Source organism: Caballeronia novacaledonica, assembly GCF_900258035.1.
Classification (GTDB): Bacteria; Pseudomonadota; Gammaproteobacteria; order Burkholderiales; family Burkholderiaceae; genus Caballeronia; species Caballeronia novacaledonica.
The window spans coordinates 139,227-158,496 of record NZ_OGTP01000007.1 but is presented as its reverse complement, the minus strand read 5'-3'; the positions used below and the strand labels follow the sequence as shown (position 1 = coordinate 158,496).

Sequence of the window (19,270 nt, the reverse complement as noted above, 5' to 3'; positions counted from 1 at the left end):
CGAAACGCGCCCGCATCGATGCGGGCGCGTTTCGTTTTGGTTTAGTGATGCGCGAACGTCGGGAACACGTCGTTTTGAACCGCATTCACGCGAGCGCCCGATTGCCCCGAACCTTCCGACACGCCGCCATAGCCGTTTTGCGCTGCGACGCGTGCTTCGGCCGCTTGAATGTCGGCGGGATACTTCGAGTCGCTGATCACGCCGGGGTTATAGCCGGCCTTTTCCAGTTGCACGATCTGTGCGCGAACTTCCGCGCGCGTCAAAGGTTGATTCGATTGCGCGAACGATGCGACCGGAGCGGCAAAAGCGAGAGCGACCGCTGCAATACCGATGAACTTGTTCATGATGCTTTCCTCCGTACAGAAGTTTTTGAATCGCCGCTTACGTTGGCTGGGTTGGCTCGTTCGCGACCGTTGAACAGAGTTTAGATATCGCGCGATCTAGGGTAAATACTTAAACGGCGAAATCACTTTTGGCGAAAACCTGACTAATCCTCGCGGAACCAACGCTTCGCGAATCGCCTATAACCATTAGCAGAGCGCACGCCGTACGCGGCCTATAGCACGAACGATCGTTTATGCAGGGGAATGACCTTGAAACGAATCCTTGTGATCGGCGCAGGCTTCGCCGGTCTGTCGAGCGCGCTTTCAGCCGCGCGCAAGCTGGACGAACTCGGCCGCACCGGTGAAGCCGAAGTCGCCATCGTCAATCCGGTGCCTTTTCACAGCGTGCGGGTGCGCAATTACGAGCAGCCGCTCGAACCGACACTCGTGCAACTCGACACCGTGCTCGGTCCCGCGGGCGTGCGGCTGATCCAGGCGAAGGCGACGGATATCGACAGCGCGGCGCGCCGCGTGACGATCGAGCGGGACGGCGCGTCGGAATCGCTCGATTACGACCGGCTGATTCTCGCGGCGGGCAGCGTGCTCGTGCGTCCGCCGATCCCCGGTCTCGACCGCTTCTCGTTCGACGTCGATACGTACGCGGGCGCGTGCAAGCTGCAGGCACATCTGCTGACCTTGCCCGCGCTGCCCGATACGCCGGGCCGCTACACGGCGGTCGTCGTCGGCGCGGGGTTGACGGGCATCGAGCTCGCGGCGGAGTTGCCCGCGCGGCTGCGCGAGATCGTCGGGGAAGGCGATCGCGACAAAGTGCGCGTCGTGCTCGCGGATCGCTCGGCGAAGATCGCGCAATCGATGGGCGGCGCGCAGCTCGTCATCGAAGGCGCGCTGACTACACTCGATGTCGAAACGCGCGCCGGCGTGTCGCTCGAATCGCTCGACGGCCAGAGCGTGACGCTGCACGACGGCGCCACGAGCGAGCGCATCGCGGCGGCGACGGTCGTCTGGTGCGGCGGCATGCACGCGAACACGCTCGCGGCGCAATTGCCGGTCACGCTCGATCCGCTCGGACGCGTGCCGGTCGATACGTTTCTGCGCGCGGAAAGCGTGCCGGGCGTGTTCGCGGCGGGCGATTGCGCGCGCGTGCTGATCGACGGCACGCGGCCATCGGTGATGTCGTGCCAGCATGGCCGGCCGATGGGACGTTACGCGGGCAACAACGCCGCCTGCGATCTCTTCGGGCTGGAGATGCTGCCGCTATCGATCGACTGGTACACGACCATCTGCGATCTCGGGCCGTGGGGCGCGGTCTATACGGAAGGATGGGACAGGAAGCTCGTCTCCGAAGGCGCGACGGCGAAGGCGACGAAGCGCACGATCAACGGCGAGCGCATTTATCCGCCGAAAAACGGCACGCGCGAAGATCTGTTTCGGGCGGCGGCGCCTGTCGTGCAAACGCCGCCGCCCACCGAACGCGCCGATTGACGCCGAAGGGTCAGGCCTTCTTCACGGACGCCTGGTAAATCTCGTCGATCGACTGTTCGAGCGTCTTGTCGAACTCGCTGTCGCTCATCGACTTCTTCAGCTCGTTGATGAGCGCGCGCGAGAAGCTCGCGATCATGCCGTGGTTCTGTTCGAGCTTCTTGCACGCGTCGGTGCGCGTATAGCCGCCCGACAGCGCGACGACACGCACGACACGCGGATGCTCGATCAGCGGACGATAGAAATCCGCCTCGTCCGGAATGGTCAGCTTGATCATGACCTTGCTCGATTCCGGCAGCGCGTCGAGGCCCTTCAGCAATTCGTCGCGCAGAATCTTTTCCGCGCCCTTCTTGTCCGGGCTCTTGATGGAAACTTCGGGTTCGAGAATCGGCACGAGGCCGTGCCTGATGATCTGCGCGCCCACTTCGAACTGCTGCTTCGCCACCGCCGCGATGCCCTTTTCGTCGGCCTGATGAATCACGGCGCGCATCTTCGTGCCGAACACGCCGAGCTTGACGGCGCGCGCGAGCAGATCGTCGAGGCCGGGAATCGGCTTCATGACCTGCACGCCGTCGGCTTCGGTTTCGAGTCCCTTGTCGACCTTCAGGAACGGCACGATGCCACGGTCTTCCCACAGGAACGTGGGGACCGGCTTGCCTTCTGCTTCGCCGTCCATTGTTCGCTCGAATAGAATTGCACCGATCACCTTCTTGCCCGTGAACGAAGGCGCCGTCATGATGCGCACGCGCATTTCATGCATCAGCTTGAACATGTCGGCGTCGCCGTTATAGGCGTCGTCCGGAATTCCGTATTGCCGTAGCGCGCCGGGCGTCGATCCGCCGCTCTGATCCAGAGCAGCGATGAAACCATCCTTCTCAGCCATTTGCGCGAGCATCTTTTCGTTAGCCACGAACATTTCCTCCTCGAAGTTCAAACTCCGGCCGATGCGCGCGCATCGGCCGGGCTTATGGTTCAGCTTCCTCAAGTGTAATGGTTTTGGCGGGCGCTCAAGTCGTGCAAATCCGCCATTCGTGCGCCGTGGCCGTGCAAACGCGGGGCGCGCCGTGCAAAGGTTCAGGAAGCGGCGGAGTTGAGATCGGCGGCATTGCCGGAGCGCCAGACGAAGCCGAGCGCGCGGCGAAGCAGCGACGGCGCGCGTTCGAAGTCGCCGGCTTGCGGCATTTGCGCATGATCGTTCGACGATTCCGCGACCGCTTCGCTGACAGGCAACGGTTCAGCTTCGACCACTTCGGGCTCTGAAACCGGCGCGCGCTTTTCACGCGCATCGCCGCAGCGCCGATTGAGCACGCGGCGCATGTCGGGGTCGTCGATCAGCGTCTGCGCGGTCGTCATGCCGCGCTCGAATTGCAGCGCATAGGCGATGTCGGTGAAGTCCTCGTAGCGGCCGCTATCGGCGAGTTCGAACGCCAGCTCGAGCGTGCGCCGGCGTTTCCATGCATCGAGATCGTCTTGGCCCATGCTCACGGATGTCCTCTTCTTCGCGATGAGGTGCCGAAGATGTTAGCCCGCGCCAAACGCTTTTCCGTTGTCGCGTCACAACAAGCAGATGAAAAGCGTTCGTGAAATCGTACAAAAAGCGCTTGCCTAAAGCACTAAATTCGCGATAGCCCTCGCTTGACAAGGCCCGTGTAAGGTATTTAATTCACTCACCCGCCCCTTTCGAAAATGGTGGCCGGCCGCCGACATCTCCTGTCTGCGCTGTGAAGCAGTCCCGACGTATTGGATGTTCGCTCCGAACGGAGCGCGATGTGCCTTTATCGGAGCCGCGTCATGTACCCGCTTTCAGGAAGTCCGGCACGCGTTGCCGCTCTCGCGCTGTCATGCGCGCTCGTCGCGTCCGTCGCCGCATGTGGCGGGTCGGATTCGAACGATACGTCCGTTCCCGACGCCATCACGCAGATCATGAAAAAGCCCATGTATCAGGGCTCGACGTGGGCGCTGCGCGTCGTCGATCTGAACTCGGGCGACCTCATCTACGACATGAATTCGAACGCCCAGGTGTATGTGGCCTCGGTGCGCAAGGTGTTTTCGCTCGGCGCGGCGCTCGATCAATACGGCGCGGATCATCAGTTCCAGACGCCGGTTTACCGGCTCGGCGCCGTGGATGCAACGGGCACGCTCAACGGCAATCTCGTGCTCGTCGCGAGCGGCGATCTTTCGATGGGCGGCCGCACGAATCCCGACGGCACGCTCGCGTGGACGAACTTCGATCACAACGAGGCGAACAGTCTGGGCAACGCGCAGATCACCGCGCCCGATCCGCTCGCGGGCTACGACTCGCTCGCGGCGCAGGTCGCGGCATCGGGCATCAGGAAGATCAACGGCGAAGTCGTGATCGACGACCGCCTTTTCGATCCCTTCGACTTTCGCGACGAGTTCGAGCTGCGGCCGATCTTCGTGAACGACGACGTGGTCGATACGATCATCAGCCAGGGCAGCGCGGGGTCGGCGTCGCCGGTGGATTACCGGCCGAAGTCGTCGGCGTTCACCGTGCAGTCCACCTTGACGACGGGCGCGGCGGGCACGCCCGCGACGATCACGGTCACGCCCGCCGACCCGACGTGCTTCGGCACGCTGCCGTGCGGCGGCGTGCTGAGCGGCTCGATTCCGGCGGATTACGTGCCGCCGATCGTGCCGAGCTTCCCGGTGATCCGCACGTTCCGCATCACGCAGCCGTCGAACTATGCGCGCTCGGTGCTGATCGACGCGCTCGCGCGCGCGGGCGTCACGGTCGCGGCGCCGGCGGTCGAGAACAATCCGGTGCAACTGCTGCCCGCGAAAAACGCGTATTCCGCCGATACCCGCGTCGCGCAACTCACGTCGCAGCCGTACGGCCAATACTCGAAGTGGATTCTGAAGGTCAGCTACAACATCGGCGCGGACACGAGCCTGATGCTCTTCGGCGTCGCGAACAACGGTTCGACCACGTTGAACGGGGCGCTGGCCGCGGAAAACGCGAAGCTGTCGGCCGCGCCGTTCAACGTGCCGATGAGTCAGACGCATTTCATCGACGGCAGCGGCGGCGGCGAGACGACCGCGACGCCGCTCGCGGTCATCGCGATGTTGCGCGCGATGAACGGCCGTCCGGCCTTCCCGGCGTACGTGGATTCGATGCCGTTCCTCGGCGTCGACGGCTCGCTCGCGAGCACGACCGATTTCGAAAGCGACCCGACGCTCGCGGGCGCAAAGGGCAAGGTCTACGCGAAGACGGGCACGTACGCGACCGGCACCGAACTTCCGGACGGCCAGGTGCAGACGACGCTCAAGGGACAGGCGCTCGCCGGCTATATCGACGCAAAGAGCGGACGCCGGCTCGCGTTCGCGCTGATGGTGAACAACGTGCCGATCGCGAACGTGCCCGACATCCTCAACGTGTTCAACGATCAGGGCACGATCGCGGCGAACATCTGGAAGCTGCAATAAGCCGCTTTCGGCTCACCACGCGCCGGCAAACGCCAGCACCGCGCGATTGAACGCGCCGGGGCTGGCGGCGTTCATGCCGTGCGACGCGCCCGCGATCGTCCGGCGCTCCGCGAACTCGATCCACTCTTCCAGCTTCTCGACGTTGTTGCGGAACATGCGCGGGCTCTTCTGCCCGTCGATGAGCAAGGTGCGGCACTTGATGTCGCGCGCCGCCTCGCGCGTGTAAGCGGGCAAGGGATCGCGGAACTGCTTGGGCAGCGTGAGCGCGTTGTCGAGCGCCATGCGGCGGAAGCTCTCCGTGCTCTTGTTCCAGAAGCCCGGCATGCTGACCGAATCCACGAACAATTCCAGGCCGCGATCGAACTCGCCCTGTTCGATCAGTTCGGCCACGCGTGCGCGCAGCGCGTTGGTGGCGGGCGGCAGCGTCGCGGGCACGGCCTGCGGCGTGGCTTGCAGCGGACCGCCCGGATCGGCGAGCGTGAGCGTCTTCACGAGCCGCGGATGCTCGCGCGCCAGATGAAACGCGATGCAGCCTCCGCGCGAATGCCCGACGAGATGCACCGGCGCGATATCGAGCGCTTCGATGAACGCGGCCATTTCCGCGACGTGCGTTTCCCAGCCGAATTCGCCCTGCACGAAGGCATCGACGGCGGGCCAGTAATGCGACAGGCTCGGCGCGATGCAGCGAAACTGCTTCGCGAGCGGCAGAATCTGCGCGTTCCAGTAGCGGTAATCGCACAGCGAGCCGTGCACGAAGACGAGCGGCTCGCCCTCGCCGCACTCGATAAACGGCACCGAAACCCCCGATGTCGTCGTGGCGAACGACGGTTCGGGCAAGCCTTGTACGGCGGTGAGAACGGAAAGATCGGTACGCGCGTTCATGAGTCGCTCCTTTGATGCGACTATGCGCCACGCCGAAGCAAAAGAAAAACGCATAATTTTGATAGAATCGTTCAGATTTTCTGATAGCAAACGGCCGTTCACCATGAAAGCGCTTGACCTGGATGTCCTGTCGATGATCGTCGCCGTCGCGGATACCGGCAACATCAGCCGCGCGGCGCAGCTCGTGCATCGCTCGCAATCGGCCGTGAGCATGCAGATCAAGACGCTGGAAACCGCGCTCGGCAAGCCGCTTTTCGTGCGCAAGCCGCGCAGCGTGGTGCCGACGCAGGACGGCGAGGTGCTGCTCACCTACGCGCGCCGCATGATCGCGCTGCGCGGCGAGGCGTGGGCGGCGGTCGTGCGGCCGGACGTGACCGGGCGCGTGGTGATCGGCGTGCCGGACGACTACGCGTCGTCACTGTTTCCGCCGATCCTCAAGAAATTTTCCGCGACGTATCCGAAGGTCGAGATTCAGGTGGTCGGCCTGCCGAGCCTCGCGCTCGCGCCGATGTTGAAAGACGGCACGGTCGATCTCGTCTGCGCGACGCGCGTGAAAGGCCTGTCCGGCGAATTCCTGCGCCACGAGCCGATGGTCTGGGCCGCCGCGCCCGGCGCAACCGAAATCTGGAAGGAGCGGCCCTTGCCGATCGCGGTGTTTTTGCCGGGCAGCGTCGCGCGCGAGAACGCGATCCGCAGCCTCGAACGGGCGCGCATCGGCTATCGGACGTCGTATGAAAGCCCGAGCCTGCTCGGTCTCCTGACAATGGCCGAAGCGGGCCTCGCCGTGACGCCGCTCGCGAAATGCGCGGTGCCCTCGCACTTCACGCTGCTCGGGCCGGCGCAAGGTCTGCCCGATATCGGCACGCTCGAAGTGGTGCTCGCGCGCAGCGCGGCGTCGAGACGCCCGCCTTGCGACTTTCTCGCCGAGCGCATCACGGCCGAATTGCGCCGCTGATTTCCGCCTCGATCGCACGCAGGCGGCGTGAGGTCCACGCGCGCAGCATGCCGTTCGATACGACCATCGGCAACGATGCCGCCATGATCCGATACACGTCGTTGCGCCGCACCTTCGAGATTTTTGCGGGATCGAGCCACGCGTCGTTGCGCGCGAGCAGCAGGAGCGTGTCGAGGCCGATCATGATCGGCCACAGACAGGCGAGGCGCAGACGGACGGCGCTCGCCGGAATCGCGAGCGTGTAATCAACCGCATCGCGGAACAGCGCGAGCGAGATGCGCAGCAAGTCGAAGAGCACGGGCCGCCCGCGCGCCGACGATTCCGGCCGCAACAGATCCCGCGCCGTCAGGCCGTGACGCGCGAGCATCGATTCGGGCAGATAGCAGCGGCCGATACGCAGATCGCGCGCGCAATCGCGCAATACGTTGGTCATCTGCAGCGCCTTGCCGAAGCGCACGCCGAGCGCAAGCATCGTGTCGGGCGCGGCTTTCAGCGTGCCGGGCATGTGCGCGTAGGTCATCGTCGTCCAGAATTCGCCGACGCAGCCCGCGACGAGATACGTGTAGCGGTCCAACTCGCCAAATTCCTTCAGCGCGACGATCTCGCCCGATGTTTCATCGGGAAACGTGCGCAAATCGAACTCCATGCCGGTGCTGAGCGTCGTGACGATGTCGCGGACCGCGGCCTGATCCTGCGCGCCGAGTTGCGGCAGGATCGCGAGTGCGTCGCTCAGGCTTTCGAGCAGCGCGCGCTCGTCCGGCTGCGCCTGCTGCCCCGCGACTTCGCCTGCGATGCGCGCGAGCGCGCCGTCATCGGGCGCGCCATTGACTTGCGCGCGCAGCGAAAGCAGCAGTTCCAGACGACGTTGCGGCGAGATCAGCGACGTATCCGCGATCGTATCGGCGGCGCGCGCAAGCAGATACGCAAGTCCGATGGGATCGCGCATGCCCGCCGGCAAGATGCGCAGCGTGAGGTAGAAGGAGCGCGACACGCGCTTGAGAAGCGGACCCAGCAAAAAGGCCCGAGGCGAATTGTTCATGACTGGGATCGGATGACGTCGGCCTGACGCGCGATGATCGCGCGCCGCCGCATTGTATCCGTCCGGGGTCAATGCCGATGCGGGTGCTTGTTGTGATGTCGCGGATGCGGCGCGATGCGCAGCATGATGCGTTCGGGCGCGCGGGACGTCGATGCCAGCGCGACGGGCCGATCGACCGGTTCGAGCACCACCTGCGCGCTTCCCGCCCGTAGCATGCCGAGTTCGGCGGCCGCCGCGAACGACAGATCGAGCATGCGGCCCTTCACGAAAGGACCGCGATCGTTGATGCGCACGACGACCGATCTCGTCCTCGCGAGATTGCTGACGCGCGCATACGAGCCGAGCGGCAACGTGCGATGCGCTGCCGTCAGCGCGTGCATGTCGTAGCGTTCGCCGCTGGCCGTTCTGCGGCCCTGGAACTTCTTGCTGTAATACGACGCCCAGCCGATATTCGGAACCGTCTTCGTTTTGGCGCTGCGATAGTCGAGCGGTTCCGCATTGAGGGATTGGCTCGGATGCGCGCGCACCGAATCGGCGATGTGGCCGCCTTGGGTCAAAACGGAATGCGTGCTCGCAACCTTCGGTGCCTCCTGAGGTTGGCTGGCGCATCCGCTGAACGCGGCGCACGCGCCGGAAGCCGCGACAGCGGCCACGCGGGCCGCCTGCCACTGCGTAGTGAGTCCGTTGTCATACATAAGCGAGTATCTCCATGAAATGCCGACGCATTTCATCGACTCGCTATCAACGTCCGCCCTGCCTCAAAGTTGACCAGATCGGGAAGATATGACCAATTTTTACCGAAAAGCCTTCAGCTACGCGGCCCGTAGTCCAGCTTCGGATACCAGTCCGTTCCGCGTCCTTCGGGCGTCATGTCGAGCACGGTCCAGAGCGGCATCGGATCCGGCGCGCCGCGCGGATCTTCGCCGGGATCGGCGGTAGCGAAGTCCATCTCGCCGCCCCAGAAATGCCGGATCACGCCGTCGCGCCGCGTGAAAACGTTGAGCGCGGGCTCGTCGCCGCCTTCTTTCGATATCGCGTAATAATCGCGGCTGAACTCGCCGTTCGTATCGGAGAAAAGCCGGAGATCGCGCCAGCCGCGCTCCTTCTTGAACGCCACCAGCCTCGCGAGCGGCGAACGCGCGATCACCGCGAGCGCCACGCGCTGTTCGATGTCGCGCGCCTCGCCTTCCCACGCCGACAGCAGCGACGTGCACATCGGGCACGGCCGCTCGCGCTGCGGTCCGAACATGTAGCTATAAGTGACGAGCGTGTCCTTGTCGCCGAAAAGGCCCGCGAAATCGACCGCGCCGCGCTCGCCTTCGAATCGATAATCGCCCTTCACTTCGCCGCCGGGCGGCAGCGCACGACGCATCTGCGCGACGCGCTCGATATGCCGGCGCAACTCGATTTCCTCGGCCAGCAACGCGGTGCGCGCCTGGCGATAGTCGGCGCTTTCATTGGGAAATCTCACCGTGGTGCGCCGCGCGAGTTCATCGGCGGGAATGTAATTCGTGGTCGTGCTCATATCCGATCTCCTGTGGAAGTTGGCCGCTCAGTCGCGGTCCGGCGCGCCGAGCGGAAACAGCGCCCGATACGGCCGCGCCTCGTCGACGGCACGCGCGAACGACGCCCGCGCGAGCAGGCGCTTGCGATACGCGATCACGTTCGGATACGCGTCCCCGATGCGATGCGTCCAGTCCGCGTAAAACAGGAACGGCGCGGCGCCGCAATCGGCGAGGCTGAAGGTATCGCCCGCCGCCCATTCGCGCGTGGCCATCTTGCGCTCGAGAAAGGCGTACGACGTATCGAGCATCGCGCGGGCATCGGCGACGACGCGCGCATCGCGCTCGTGCGGCTCGCGCATCGCGTCGAACACGATTTTCATTTGCGGCGTCGCCACATAGTTGTCGAAGAAACGGTCCATCCAGCGCGTTTCGAGCGCGGCGCGCGGGTCGTCGGGCACGAGGCGCGCCGGGCCGGGATGAAAGAGCCCCAGATATTCGATGATCACCGTCGATTCGATCACCGGCCTGCCGTCATCGACTAGCACGGGAAAGCGCTTCATCGGCCAGATTTCGGTGAGTTCTGTCATCGATCGCGGCGTGTCGGGCGTGAGCGCGCGCCATTCGAAAGGCGTGCTGTTTTCGTACAGCGCCACGAGCACTTTCTGGCAATACGACGAAAACGGATGTGCGTAGAGTTGCAAACTCATGTAACAGCCTCCAGGTCGTCCGGCAGGTTCGGAACGCGGCGCGATGCCCATGCGGCGATTGCAGCGCCGGATATCTGAACGACGAACGCCGGCCGGGTCAATCGACAAGAATCGAAAAATTTTGTAGTGCAGCGCGGTCTGCGACTGGCCGATTTGCTAACGTGCCCGATTCCAGACAACCGATGCGCGGTCGATGGATGCATTGTCCGTCGATCCGGCCGAAAAGAATGAAGAACGAATACAAGATTAGTATCGTCGCCGCAGACGATCGCCCCGTCGTTCTGTGCGGACTGCAAAGCTGGTTCGAGGCGCACGAGCGGTTTCGGGTGACGGCAGGCGTCACGAACGGCGGTCAATTGCTTGCGACGCTGAAGGCCGCGAGTTACGACTTGATCGTTTTGAGCGGCGCTCAGGAAGGCTCCCGTGCGGACGACTTCGCGCTCCTGCGCGAGTTGCGCCGGTCGTTCCCGGAAACGCCCGTGGTCATCATCACCGGCGAAACCGACGCGCGCGCGCTCTTCCACATGCTGGATGCGGGCGCGTCGGGCCTCGGGAGCCCGCGCGAGAACGCGGACGTCTTCGAACGCCTGTGCGAGCGCGCGCTTTCCGGTGCGCAGCGGATCGTCACGCCGCACATCGCAAGTTACTGCAGCGCGCCCGGCGCGCCGGTTTCCTTCGACGCGGCCGCGGACTATGGCCGCGTGCGCGTCAGCGTCCGGCAGTTCATCGGGCGCTGACTCGCCTTCACATCACCGACATCTCCCGGTGCGATGCTTTCAGGTTTATGTCCGGAAAAGGCATCGCCATTAGCCGATGAGCGTCGATTTCGCCTTGCGTCTCTTCGCCGCGTTCGCGTGCGGCGTCGCGATTGGTCTCGAAAGACAGTTGCGCCAGCGCACGGCGGGATTGCGCACGATCACGCTCGTCGCGAGCGGCGCGTGCCTCTTCGTCACGCTCGGCATGCTGACGGGCAACGGCGTGGCCGGCGTCACGCAGATCGCCGCGTACGTGGTGTCGGGCGTCGGCTTTCTGGGCGGCGGCGTCATCATGCGCGACAAGGGCTCGATCCAGGGCATCAACACGGCGGCGACGCTATGGTGCTCGGCGGCCGTCGGCGTGTTGTGCGGCACCGGGCATTACGGCCCGGCGATCGCGGGAACGGGCGTCGTGCTCGCGACCAACACGCTCCTGCGCGAAGTCAGCCGCGCCATCAACGCGACGCCCGTATCGAGCGCGGACATCGTGCGGGAATACGTGCTGACCGTGGTCGGACGGCAAGAGGACGAGATCCATATCCGCACGCTGCTTTCGAACGCGATGGACGCGCAGCCGCTCTCGTTCCAGGGTCTCACGAGCGAGGATGTCGACGGCGAGCCGCCGCGCATCAAGGTCACGGCGACCGTGCGCATGCACCCGAAAGATCAGGCGAAACTCGAACGCATGGCGAGCCGCATGAGCATGGAGCGCGGCGTGTCGAGCATCAGTTGGACGGGCAACGACGTGGAGACGGCGCCGGAATGACGCTCACGGCGCCGCGCGTTGCCCCATGCGCTCGCGCAGCGCGCCGCAAAGCGCGACGAGATTGCGTTGCGTGGCCACGAATCGTTTGAGCGGCGTATCGATGTCGTAAAACCAGATGCTCGCGACGAACCCGTACAACGCGCAATCGATGCTCGCGGGCGCTTCGCCGAACATGAACGGTCCGTCGCCGAGCAGATTCGCCATCGCCCGAAGACTCGCGATGCCGCGCGCATACGCGGCGTCGGGCTCGTATCGTCCGATTCCCTGATACCGATAGCGCTCGAAGTTGTACTTGCGCGCGCCCTCCAGCGCCTCCGCGCCGATATCCGGATGCTGCTTCAGAAGCGCGTCGCGGAATTGCGGCCAGTAGTTGTCGTCGCGCCAGCGCGAATACGACATCACCCAATAGAGATCGTCGAGCGCGCGGCGGATCAGCAGATCGAGATCGCGTTGCGGGCCGGTGAGCGCGTCGTCGAGCGTCAGCGCGTATTGGCGTTTCAGATGCGCGATGATCGCGTCGCTGTCGCCGATGGTTTCGTCGTCGTCGGTGAGATACGGAAGCTGGCCGCGCGGCGCGGCGCTCGTATCGAGCACATGCCGATGCTCGAACGGCAGACCCGAGAGCTTCAGAAACGCGAACACTTTCAGCCCGAACGGATTGTTGTCTTCGAGGCCGAACAACTGAGGATACGAATAGAGCGTGATCATCGACGTCTCCGGGCGTCGCCCTGCAAGGACGCGCCAACTTCGCTACGATTCCCGATTGGCCTTGCCTCTTCCCGTCACGCGGCGCGCCTGCCGGCATTCGCCCGGCCCCGCGCCGCCACACACGAAAAATACTATGCCCACGCCGCCTCATGCCATCGGTTTTACGCTCGATCCGCTCGATCGCGTGTCTGAAAAGCGCGACGACGAAGCGTTCGTCGCCAGCCTGCGCGACCAACCCTCCACGCGCTTTTTGCTGTTCGTGAACAATGTTCCGCTCTTCAAGCGCGCGAACGGGCACGAGCCGTTGTTCAGCGCGCAGGAAGCGGCGGCGGCGGGCACGCCCTTGCAAACCGTGTTTCTCGGCCGCGACGCACAGCAGCGCGCGCTGTTCGCCGCCTCGTTCGGCGACGAAACCGAAAGCCCGCTCGACGTCGAAGCAATCGAGCTTCGTCCCGTCGCGATGCAAGGCCTCGTGCCGCCGCCGCTCGTCAGCGCGCTCGGCGAAGCGCGCTCCATGCTCGACTGGCATCGCCGTCACGGCTTCTGCGCGAACTGCGGCCAGCCGACGAATTCCGCCGGCGCGGGCTGGCGGCGCATCTGCCCGAATTGCAAGGCGCAGCATTTTCCGCGCGTCGATCCGGTCGTCATCATGCTCGTCACCGATGGCGAGCGTTGTCTGCTCGGCCGTCAGCCGCAATTCCTGCCGGGCATGTACTCGGCGCTGGCGGGCTTCGTCGAGCCGGGCGAAACCTTCGAGCATGCGGTGTATCGCGAAGTGCTGGAGGAATCGGGGATCCGCTGCACGGACGTGCGCTATTTCGCGTCGCAGCCGTGGCCGTTTCCGTCGTCGCTGATGATCGGCTGCTTCGCGCGCGCGGCCACGTTCGAGGTCACCGTCGACAGGAACGAACTCGAAGACGCGCGCTGGTTCTCGCGCGAGGAAGTCGCCGCGATGCTCGACGCTTCGCACGAACAGGGCTTGTCGGCGCCGAAGCCGTTCGCGATCGCGCATCATCTGCTGAAGGCGTTCGCGACCGGCGAGATCTGAAGCACGGCAGCGCCGATCCGTGCAGAATTCGAGGCTGTGACGCGCTCGCGCGCAACCGCATTCCTCAGACACCGGGTGAACGACATGAACATGAAAGGCGGCGTGCATATCTGGCTGATCCGGCATGGCGAAACCGAATGGAGCAAGTCGGGCCAGCACACCGGCACGACCGACATCCCGCTCACCGAGGACGGCCGCAAGCAGGCAACCGCGCTCGTGCCGGTCCTCGCTGCGCAATCGTTCGATCTCGTGCTGACGAGCCCGATGAGCCGCGCGATCGAGACATGCCGCCTCGCGGGTCTCGGCGATCGCGCGCAGGTCGAGCCGGAATTGCACGAGTGGAACTACGGCATCTACGAAGGCCGCACGACGCCGGATATTCGCAAGGAAGCGCCGGACTGGTCCGTGTGGACGTCGCCGATTCCCGAAGGCGAGAATCTCGCCGATGTCGGCAGCCGCGCGCAGGCGCTCATCGACAAGCTGCTCGCCACGAACGCGACGAACATCGCGCTGTTCTCGCACGCGCATTTCTCGCGCGTGTTCGGCGCGCAATGGGCGACCGGCTCGCCCGCATTCGGCGCGCATCTCGCGATGGACACCGCCGCGATGAGCGTGCTCGGCTTCGAGCGCGACGTGCGCGCGATCATCAAGTGGAATCTTCTGCCGTAGCTAAAGCGTCTCGCGCTCGACCAGTTCGAAGCCCACATCGACGCGCGTTTTCTCCGTCGCGCCGCCGAGCCTGTCGATCAGACAGCGCGCCGCCGTCGCGCCGATGCGCTTGCCGTCCACGCGCACGGTCGTGAGCGCGGGCATGGCGTCGGCGGTGAATTCGAGATCGCCGAAACCGCACACGGCGATGCGCCCCGGAATGTCGATCGCGAGCCGGCGCGCCTCGGACACGACGCCGAGCGCGAGCAGGTCGGAACTGCAGAAGATCGCATCGACGCCCGCGTGCATGTCGAGCACGCGCCGCAGGCCTTCCTTGCCGAGCGCGACCGAGCTGGGCGGCGGCATCAGCATTTCGGCGACATCGTTCACGCCGTTTTTTGCAAGCGTCTCGACGAAGCCGCGCCGCCGCGCGAGCGCGCGCTGATCGTTCGCGGACACGAGCGCGGGATGGCGCGTGCCGCGCGCGAGAAAGCGCTCGGCCACCATCACGCCGATGCGGTAATGCGAGAAGCCGACGAGCATGTCGATCGGATCGTCGCTCATGTCCCACGTCTCGACGATCGGAATGCCGATCTTGCGCAGGCGCGCCCGCAGCGTCGGCGTGTGCGCGACGCCCGTCAGGAACACGCCTTCCGGGCGGCGGCTCAGCACGGCGTCGAGCAACGGGTCTTCGTCATCGTCGCTGTAGCCGGACAGGCCGAGCAGCACCTGGTAGCCCGCGCGCGACATCGTATCGCTGAAGACCTGCACGGTCGCGGAGAAGAGCGAATGCGCGACGGTCGGCACGATCGCCGCGATCAGCCGCGATTTCGCCGATGACAACCCGCCCGCCAGCCGGTTCGGCACATAGCCCAGCTCGGCGACGGCGTGGCGCACGCGGGCAAGCGTCTCGGGCGCGACGGTGCCGGGCGCGTTGAACACGCGCGAGACGGTGATCGGCGAGACGCCCGCGACGGCCGCCACGTCGGTGATGCGCACGCCTTTCGCGCCCGAACGGGCGCGGCGCGCGGGTGCGAGGTCCGGTTTGCTCGACGCCATCTTCGTGTTCATGGAGGCTCAAGCCCGGCTTTCGAGCGCCTCGACGTTGCGCGAAGCCATTTCACGCCGCATCAGAACCATCGTCACGACGGCGAAGACCAGCAGGCAAGCGGCGGGAATGAGCATCGGCGCCTTGACGGAGCCGCTCGTCTGCCGCACCCACGGCACGAGATTCTGCGCGATGAACCCGCCGACATTGCCCAGCGAATTGATCGCCGCGATGCCCGCCGCCGCCCGCGCGCCGGTGAGAAACTTCGGCGGTATCGTCCAGAAACACGGCAGCAAGAGATACATGCACGGCGCGCCCAGACACAACGCGATGAAGCGCAACGTATTGGTCGGCAAAAACACGCTGCCGAGGAAAAACACGACGCCGATCAGCGCGGCCGTCAGCATCGCGGCCGTCGTGCGATTGCCCTTGCGCAGCTTCGACGGAAGCCACGCGAGGACGATCGTCGCGGCGAGCCACGGCACGATGTTCAGCAGTCCGTTGACCGTGTTCGTCACGCCGAAGCCTTTCACGAGCGTCGGCAGCCAGTAGCTCACGCCGTAGACCGACATCGACAGCATCATGTAGTACAGCGCCATGCCGATCACGCGCGGTTCCGCGAGCACGCGCAGCACGTGCGAGCCGCCTTTCTCGACTTTCGCGGCCTGGCGACGCTCGGTTTCGAGCGTGTCGCCGAGCCATTTCTTTTCGTCGCCGGAAAGGAACGCGGCCTTCAGCGGCGATGCCGGCAGCCATAGCAGCACGACCACCGTCAGCAGGACGGAAGGCAGGCCCGTCACGATGAACACGAGCTGCCAGCCCTGAAGATCGAACCAGTTCTTGTCGAGCAGATAGCCGCAGATCGGCGCGCCGACCATGTTGCCGATGCTGCTGCCGAGCGTGAAATACCCGAGCATGCGCACGCGATGCCGTTGCGGAAACCACAGCGTCAGGTAATAGATCACGCCGGGATAAAGCCCCGCCTCGGACGCGCCGAGCAGAAAGCGCAGGACATAGAACATGGTCGCGTTCTTCGTGAACGCGAGAAGAATGGTGACGATGCCCCACGTCAGCATGATGCGCGCGATCCAGCGCGGCGCGCCGTACTTGTGCAGCATCACGTTGCTCGGAATCTCGAAGATCAGATAGCCGATGAAAAACAGCGACGCGCCCAAGCCATAGGCGACTTCGGACATGCCGAGACTGCCGAGCATTTGCAGCTTGGCGAAGCCGATATTCGAACGGTCGATATACGCGACGAGATACAGCAAGCCGACGAGCGGCATCAGCCGCCACGCCAGGCGGTTGATGAGCCGCTGCTCGTCGAGGTTCGTCTGCGTTTGCGAAGGTGTACTCACGGCGTCTCCTCGAATGTGGCCGTCCGGACGATCAGCGCTGCTTGCGCCATTCCTTGTAGGCGGCGAGCGTTTCCTCGTTCGGCGGATACGTGCCGCGCAGCATTGCGCCGCCTTCCACGCGCGACGTCAGGAATTCCTCCATGATTTCCTGCTCGCTCGCGTCCTTCGCGACTTCCTCGGCCATGTAGCGCGGCACGATCACGACGCCATCCACGTCGCCGACGACGATATCGCCCGGATACACCGCCACGCCGCCGCATGCGACCGGCACGTTCATGTCCACCGCGTGATGCTTCGCGAGATTGAGCGGCGCGCTCGCGCCCGCGCAGAAGAGCGGCAGGCCGATATCGCCGATCGTGCCCGAATCGCGCACGCAGCCGTCCGACACCATGCCCGCGACGCCGCGAATCTTGAGGCGCGTCGTGAGGATCGAGCCCGTCGAGGCGACACTGCGATCGCCGCGGCAGTCCTGCACGAGGACGCTGCCCGGCGGCGCGCTCTCGACGGCCTTGCGCTGCGGATGATCCGGGTCCTGAAACACGCCGACGTGATCGATATCCTCGCGCGCCGGAATATTGCGCAGCGTGAACGCCGGCCCGACCATGTTCGGCGCGCCTTTCGCGGGCTTCACGAGCGGCGCCACGCCTTGCAGGAACACGTTGCGCAGGCCGCGCTTGAAGAGTTGCGTCGTGAGCGTCGCGGTGCTGACGCGGCGCAGCAGTTCGATCGTTTCGTCGGAAATGGCGATGTCTTGTGTCGTCATGATCTTGCGCGTCTCAGTGAATGTCGGGCTCGCCGCCGGTCGCGGTCTTTTCTTCGAGGAAATCGAAGTCGCAGCCTTTGTCGGCCTGCGTCACATGCAGTTGATGCATCACGCCGAAGCCGCGCTCGAACGGGCGTTTCGGCGGTTTCCATGCGGCCTTGCGCGCGGCGAGTTCGTCATCGGCGACATGGAGATGCAGGCGGCGCGCGGGCACGTCCAGCTCGACGATATCGCCGTCCTTCACCAGCGCGAGCGGCCCGCCGACGAACGATTCCGGCGCCACGTGCAGCACGCACGCGCCGTAGCTCGTGCCGCTCATGCGCGCATCGGAGATGCGGACCATGTCGCGCACGCCTTGCTTCAAAAGCTTCTGCGGAATCGGCAACTGGCCCCACTCCGGCATGCCCGGCGCGCCGACCGGACCCGCGTGCTGAAGCACGATCACCGAATCGGCGGTGACGTCGAGCGCTTCGTCGTCGATGCGCGCGGCCATGTCGGCGTAATCCTTGAACACGATCGCCGGCCCGCTATGCCTCAGCAAGTGCGATTCCATCGCCGCCGGTTTGATGACGGCGCCGTCGGGCGCGAGGTTGCCCGTCAGCACGGCGAGGCCGTCGTTCGGCACGAGCGGCTGGGTGCGCCGGCGAATCACGTCGTCATTGAAAATTTCGGCGCCCTCGATGTTTTCGCCGAGCGTCGCGCCATTGACGGTTAGTTGTGAACCATCGATGAGATCGCCGAGTTCCGCGAGCAGCGCGCGCAGGCCGCCCGCGTAGAAAAAATCCTCCATCAGATACTTGCCCGCCGGCCGGATGTTGCCGATCACCGGCGTCACGCGCGCGAGTTCGTCGAAGCGCGCGGTCGTGAGCGGCACGCCCGCGCGCCGCGCGACCGCCACGAGATGCACGATCGCGTTGGTCGAGCCGGACAGCGCGAGCACGGTCGTCACGGCGTTGTCGAAGGATTTCGGCGTGAGAATGTCGGACGGCTTGAGATCCGTCCACACCATATCGACGATGCGCTGCCCCGTCAGCGACGCATACTGCGCGTGCCGCGAATCCACCGCCGGAATCGACGCGAAGCCCGGCAGCGTCATGCCGAGCGCTTCGGCGGCGCTCGTCATCGTGGATGCCGTGCCCATCGTCATGCAATGGCCCGGCGAACGCGCGATGCCGCTTTCCACGCCCTTCCACTCGTCCTCGGTGATCTTGCCCGCGCGCAGTTCCGCCCAGTATTTCCAGGTGTCGGAGCCGCTGCCGAGCGTGCGGCCGTTCCAGTCGCCGCGCAGCATCGGACCGGCGGGCAGATAGATCGCGGGCAGGTTCATGCTGATCGCGCCCATCAGCAAGCCGGGCGTGGTCTTGTCGCAGCCGCCCATCAGCACGCAGCCGTCGAACGGATACGAGCGCAGCACTTCCTCGACTTCCATCGCGAGGAAATTGCGGTAGAGCATGGTCGTCGGCTTCTGAAACGGTTCGGCGAGCGTCATCACCGGCATTTCGACGGGAAAGCCGCCCGCCTGCCAGACCCCGCGCTTCACTTCCTCCACGCGCTGCCTGAAATGCGTGTGGCACGAATTGATTTCGCTCCACGTGTTCAGCACGGCGATGACCGGCTTGCCCATGTAATCGGACGAGTGATAACCCATTTGCGCCGTGCGCGAACGGTGGCCGAACGAGCGCAGGTCGTTCACGCCGTACCAGCGGTGACTGCGCAGTTCTTCCGGCTTCTTGCGAATCAGCGTCAAGCGGCGTCTCCCTGATGGTAGCGTTACCATTCAATGCCGACCGATGGTAACGCTGTCATTCGGCAGCGTCTTTT

The 19,270-nt window shown here is 64.9% G+C and carries 20 protein-coding genes; 7 read left to right on the top strand and 13 right to left on the bottom strand.

Features of this window, described 5'->3' with window-relative positions:
- Nucleotides 1-41: 41 nt before the first annotated feature.
- Nucleotides 42-344, bottom strand: coding sequence for a DUF4148 domain-containing protein (locus NOV72_RS13050; protein WP_106855003.1), 303 nt, complete (start codon nucleotides 342-344; stop codon nucleotides 42-44).
- Between the two features lie 249 nt (nucleotides 345-593).
- Here NOV72_RS13050 and NOV72_RS13045 point away from each other — a divergent pair, with 249 nt between their 5' ends.
- Nucleotides 594-1,826 carry an NAD(P)/FAD-dependent oxidoreductase gene (locus tag NOV72_RS13045; RefSeq protein ID WP_106855111.1) on the top strand — a complete coding sequence of 411 codons (1,233 nt, stop codon included), beginning with the start codon at nucleotides 594-596 and terminating at the stop codon, nucleotides 1,824-1,826.
- Nucleotides 1,827-1,836: 10 nt separating this feature from the next.
- Here the strand turns inward: NOV72_RS13045 and NOV72_RS13040 are convergent, their stop codons facing one another.
- Together NOV72_RS13040 and NOV72_RS13035 are read right to left on the bottom strand one after the other, a co-directional pair.
- A complete protein-coding gene (locus NOV72_RS13040) occupies nucleotides 1,837-2,733 on the bottom strand; it encodes a fructose bisphosphate aldolase (protein WP_106855110.1) in 897 nt (298 codons plus the stop codon).
- A 164-nt stretch (nucleotides 2,734-2,897) separates the two neighbouring features.
- On the bottom strand, nucleotides 2,898-3,302 hold the full coding sequence (locus NOV72_RS13035) for a hypothetical protein (protein WP_245933027.1): 405 nt from the start codon (nucleotides 3,300-3,302) through the stop codon (nucleotides 2,898-2,900).
- Between the two features lie 312 nt (nucleotides 3,303-3,614).
- Between NOV72_RS13035 and NOV72_RS13030 the strand changes: the two genes are divergently transcribed.
- On the top strand, nucleotides 3,615-5,267 hold the full coding sequence (locus NOV72_RS13030) for a D-alanyl-D-alanine carboxypeptidase/D-alanyl-D-alanine-endopeptidase (RefSeq protein WP_106855001.1): 1,653 nt from the start codon (nucleotides 3,615-3,617) through the stop codon (nucleotides 5,265-5,267).
- Between the two features lie 12 nt (nucleotides 5,268-5,279).
- On the opposite strand, the gene NOV72_RS13025 is transcribed toward NOV72_RS13030, so the two are convergent.
- A complete protein-coding gene (locus NOV72_RS13025) occupies nucleotides 5,280-6,149 on the bottom strand; it encodes an alpha/beta fold hydrolase (RefSeq protein ID WP_106855000.1) in 870 nt (289 codons plus the stop codon).
- 103 nt (nucleotides 6,150-6,252) lie between these two features.
- Here NOV72_RS13025 and NOV72_RS13020 point away from each other — a divergent pair, with 103 nt between their 5' ends.
- Nucleotides 6,253-7,104, top strand: a complete 852-nt coding sequence (locus NOV72_RS13020; protein ID WP_106854999.1) for a LysR substrate-binding domain-containing protein — start codon at nucleotides 6,253-6,255, stop codon at nucleotides 7,102-7,104.
- On the opposite strand, the gene NOV72_RS13015 is transcribed toward NOV72_RS13020, so the two are convergent.
- The 4 genes from NOV72_RS13015 to NOV72_RS13000 form a co-directional block, all read right to left on the bottom strand.
- Nucleotides 7,082-8,143 carry a phytoene/squalene synthase family protein gene (locus NOV72_RS13015; RefSeq protein ID WP_106854998.1) on the bottom strand — a complete coding sequence of 354 codons (1,062 nt, stop codon included), beginning with the start codon at nucleotides 8,141-8,143 and terminating at the stop codon, nucleotides 7,082-7,084. The two genes, NOV72_RS13020 and NOV72_RS13015, sit on opposite strands and share 23 nt — an antisense overlap.
- A gap of 68 nt (nucleotides 8,144-8,211) precedes the next feature.
- Nucleotides 8,212-8,700, bottom strand: a complete 489-nt coding sequence (locus tag NOV72_RS13010; RefSeq protein WP_425428727.1) for a septal ring lytic transglycosylase RlpA family protein — start codon at nucleotides 8,698-8,700, stop codon at nucleotides 8,212-8,214.
- 251 nt (nucleotides 8,701-8,951) lie between these two features.
- Nucleotides 8,952-9,668: a DUF899 family protein gene (locus NOV72_RS13005; protein ID WP_106854996.1), complete on the bottom strand. Its 717-nt coding sequence runs from the start codon at nucleotides 9,666-9,668 to the stop codon at nucleotides 8,952-8,954.
- A gap of 27 nt (nucleotides 9,669-9,695) precedes the next feature.
- A complete protein-coding gene (locus NOV72_RS13000) occupies nucleotides 9,696-10,355 on the bottom strand; it encodes a glutathione S-transferase family protein (RefSeq protein WP_106855109.1) in 660 nt (219 codons plus the stop codon).
- Nucleotides 10,356-10,582: 227 nt separating this feature from the next.
- Between NOV72_RS13000 and NOV72_RS12995 the strand changes: the two genes are divergently transcribed.
- On the top strand, nucleotides 10,583-11,092 hold the full coding sequence (locus NOV72_RS12995; protein WP_106854995.1) for a response regulator: 510 nt from the start codon (nucleotides 10,583-10,585) through the stop codon (nucleotides 11,090-11,092).
- A gap of 76 nt (nucleotides 11,093-11,168) precedes the next feature.
- Entirely contained in the window at nucleotides 11,169-11,876 is a 708-nt protein-coding gene (locus NOV72_RS12990) for an MgtC/SapB family protein (RefSeq protein WP_106854994.1), read from the top strand.
- A 3-nt stretch (nucleotides 11,877-11,879) separates the two neighbouring features.
- Here the strand turns inward: NOV72_RS12990 and NOV72_RS12985 are convergent, their stop codons facing one another.
- Entirely contained in the window at nucleotides 11,880-12,584 is a 705-nt protein-coding gene (locus NOV72_RS12985; protein WP_106854993.1) for a glutathione S-transferase C-terminal domain-containing protein, read from the bottom strand.
- A gap of 133 nt (nucleotides 12,585-12,717) precedes the next feature.
- On the opposite strand from NOV72_RS12985, the gene nudC reads away from it, so the two are divergent.
- Nucleotides 12,718-13,632 carry an NAD(+) diphosphatase gene (nudC, locus tag NOV72_RS12980; RefSeq protein WP_106854992.1) on the top strand — a complete coding sequence of 305 codons (915 nt, stop codon included), beginning with the start codon at nucleotides 12,718-12,720 and terminating at the stop codon, nucleotides 13,630-13,632.
- Between the two features lie 84 nt (nucleotides 13,633-13,716).
- Entirely contained in the window at nucleotides 13,717-14,301 is a 585-nt protein-coding gene (locus tag NOV72_RS12975; RefSeq protein ID WP_106855108.1) for a histidine phosphatase family protein, read from the top strand.
- Here NOV72_RS12975 and NOV72_RS12970 read toward each other — a convergent pair whose 3' ends face one another.
- The 4 genes from NOV72_RS12970 to araD form a co-directional block, all read right to left on the bottom strand.
- The gene (locus NOV72_RS12970) at nucleotides 14,302-15,351 is read right to left on the bottom strand and encodes a LacI family DNA-binding transcriptional regulator (protein WP_245933014.1); all 1,050 of its coding nucleotides are present in this window, start codon (nucleotides 15,349-15,351) and stop codon (nucleotides 14,302-14,304) included.
- 6 nt (nucleotides 15,352-15,357) lie between these two features.
- The gene (locus NOV72_RS12965) at nucleotides 15,358-16,614 is read right to left on the bottom strand and encodes an MFS transporter (RefSeq protein WP_106855106.1); all 1,257 of its coding nucleotides are present in this window, start codon (nucleotides 16,612-16,614) and stop codon (nucleotides 15,358-15,360) included.
- Between the two features lie 103 nt (nucleotides 16,615-16,717).
- Complete coding sequence (locus tag NOV72_RS12960) at nucleotides 16,718-17,449, bottom strand: ribonuclease activity regulator RraA (RefSeq protein WP_106854991.1); 732 nt, start codon at nucleotides 17,447-17,449, stop codon at nucleotides 16,718-16,720.
- Between the two features lie 13 nt (nucleotides 17,450-17,462).
- A complete protein-coding gene (gene araD, locus NOV72_RS12955; RefSeq protein WP_106854990.1) occupies nucleotides 17,463-19,226 on the bottom strand; it encodes an L-arabinonate dehydratase in 1,764 nt (587 codons plus the stop codon).
- Nucleotides 19,227-19,270 lie beyond the last annotated feature (44 nt).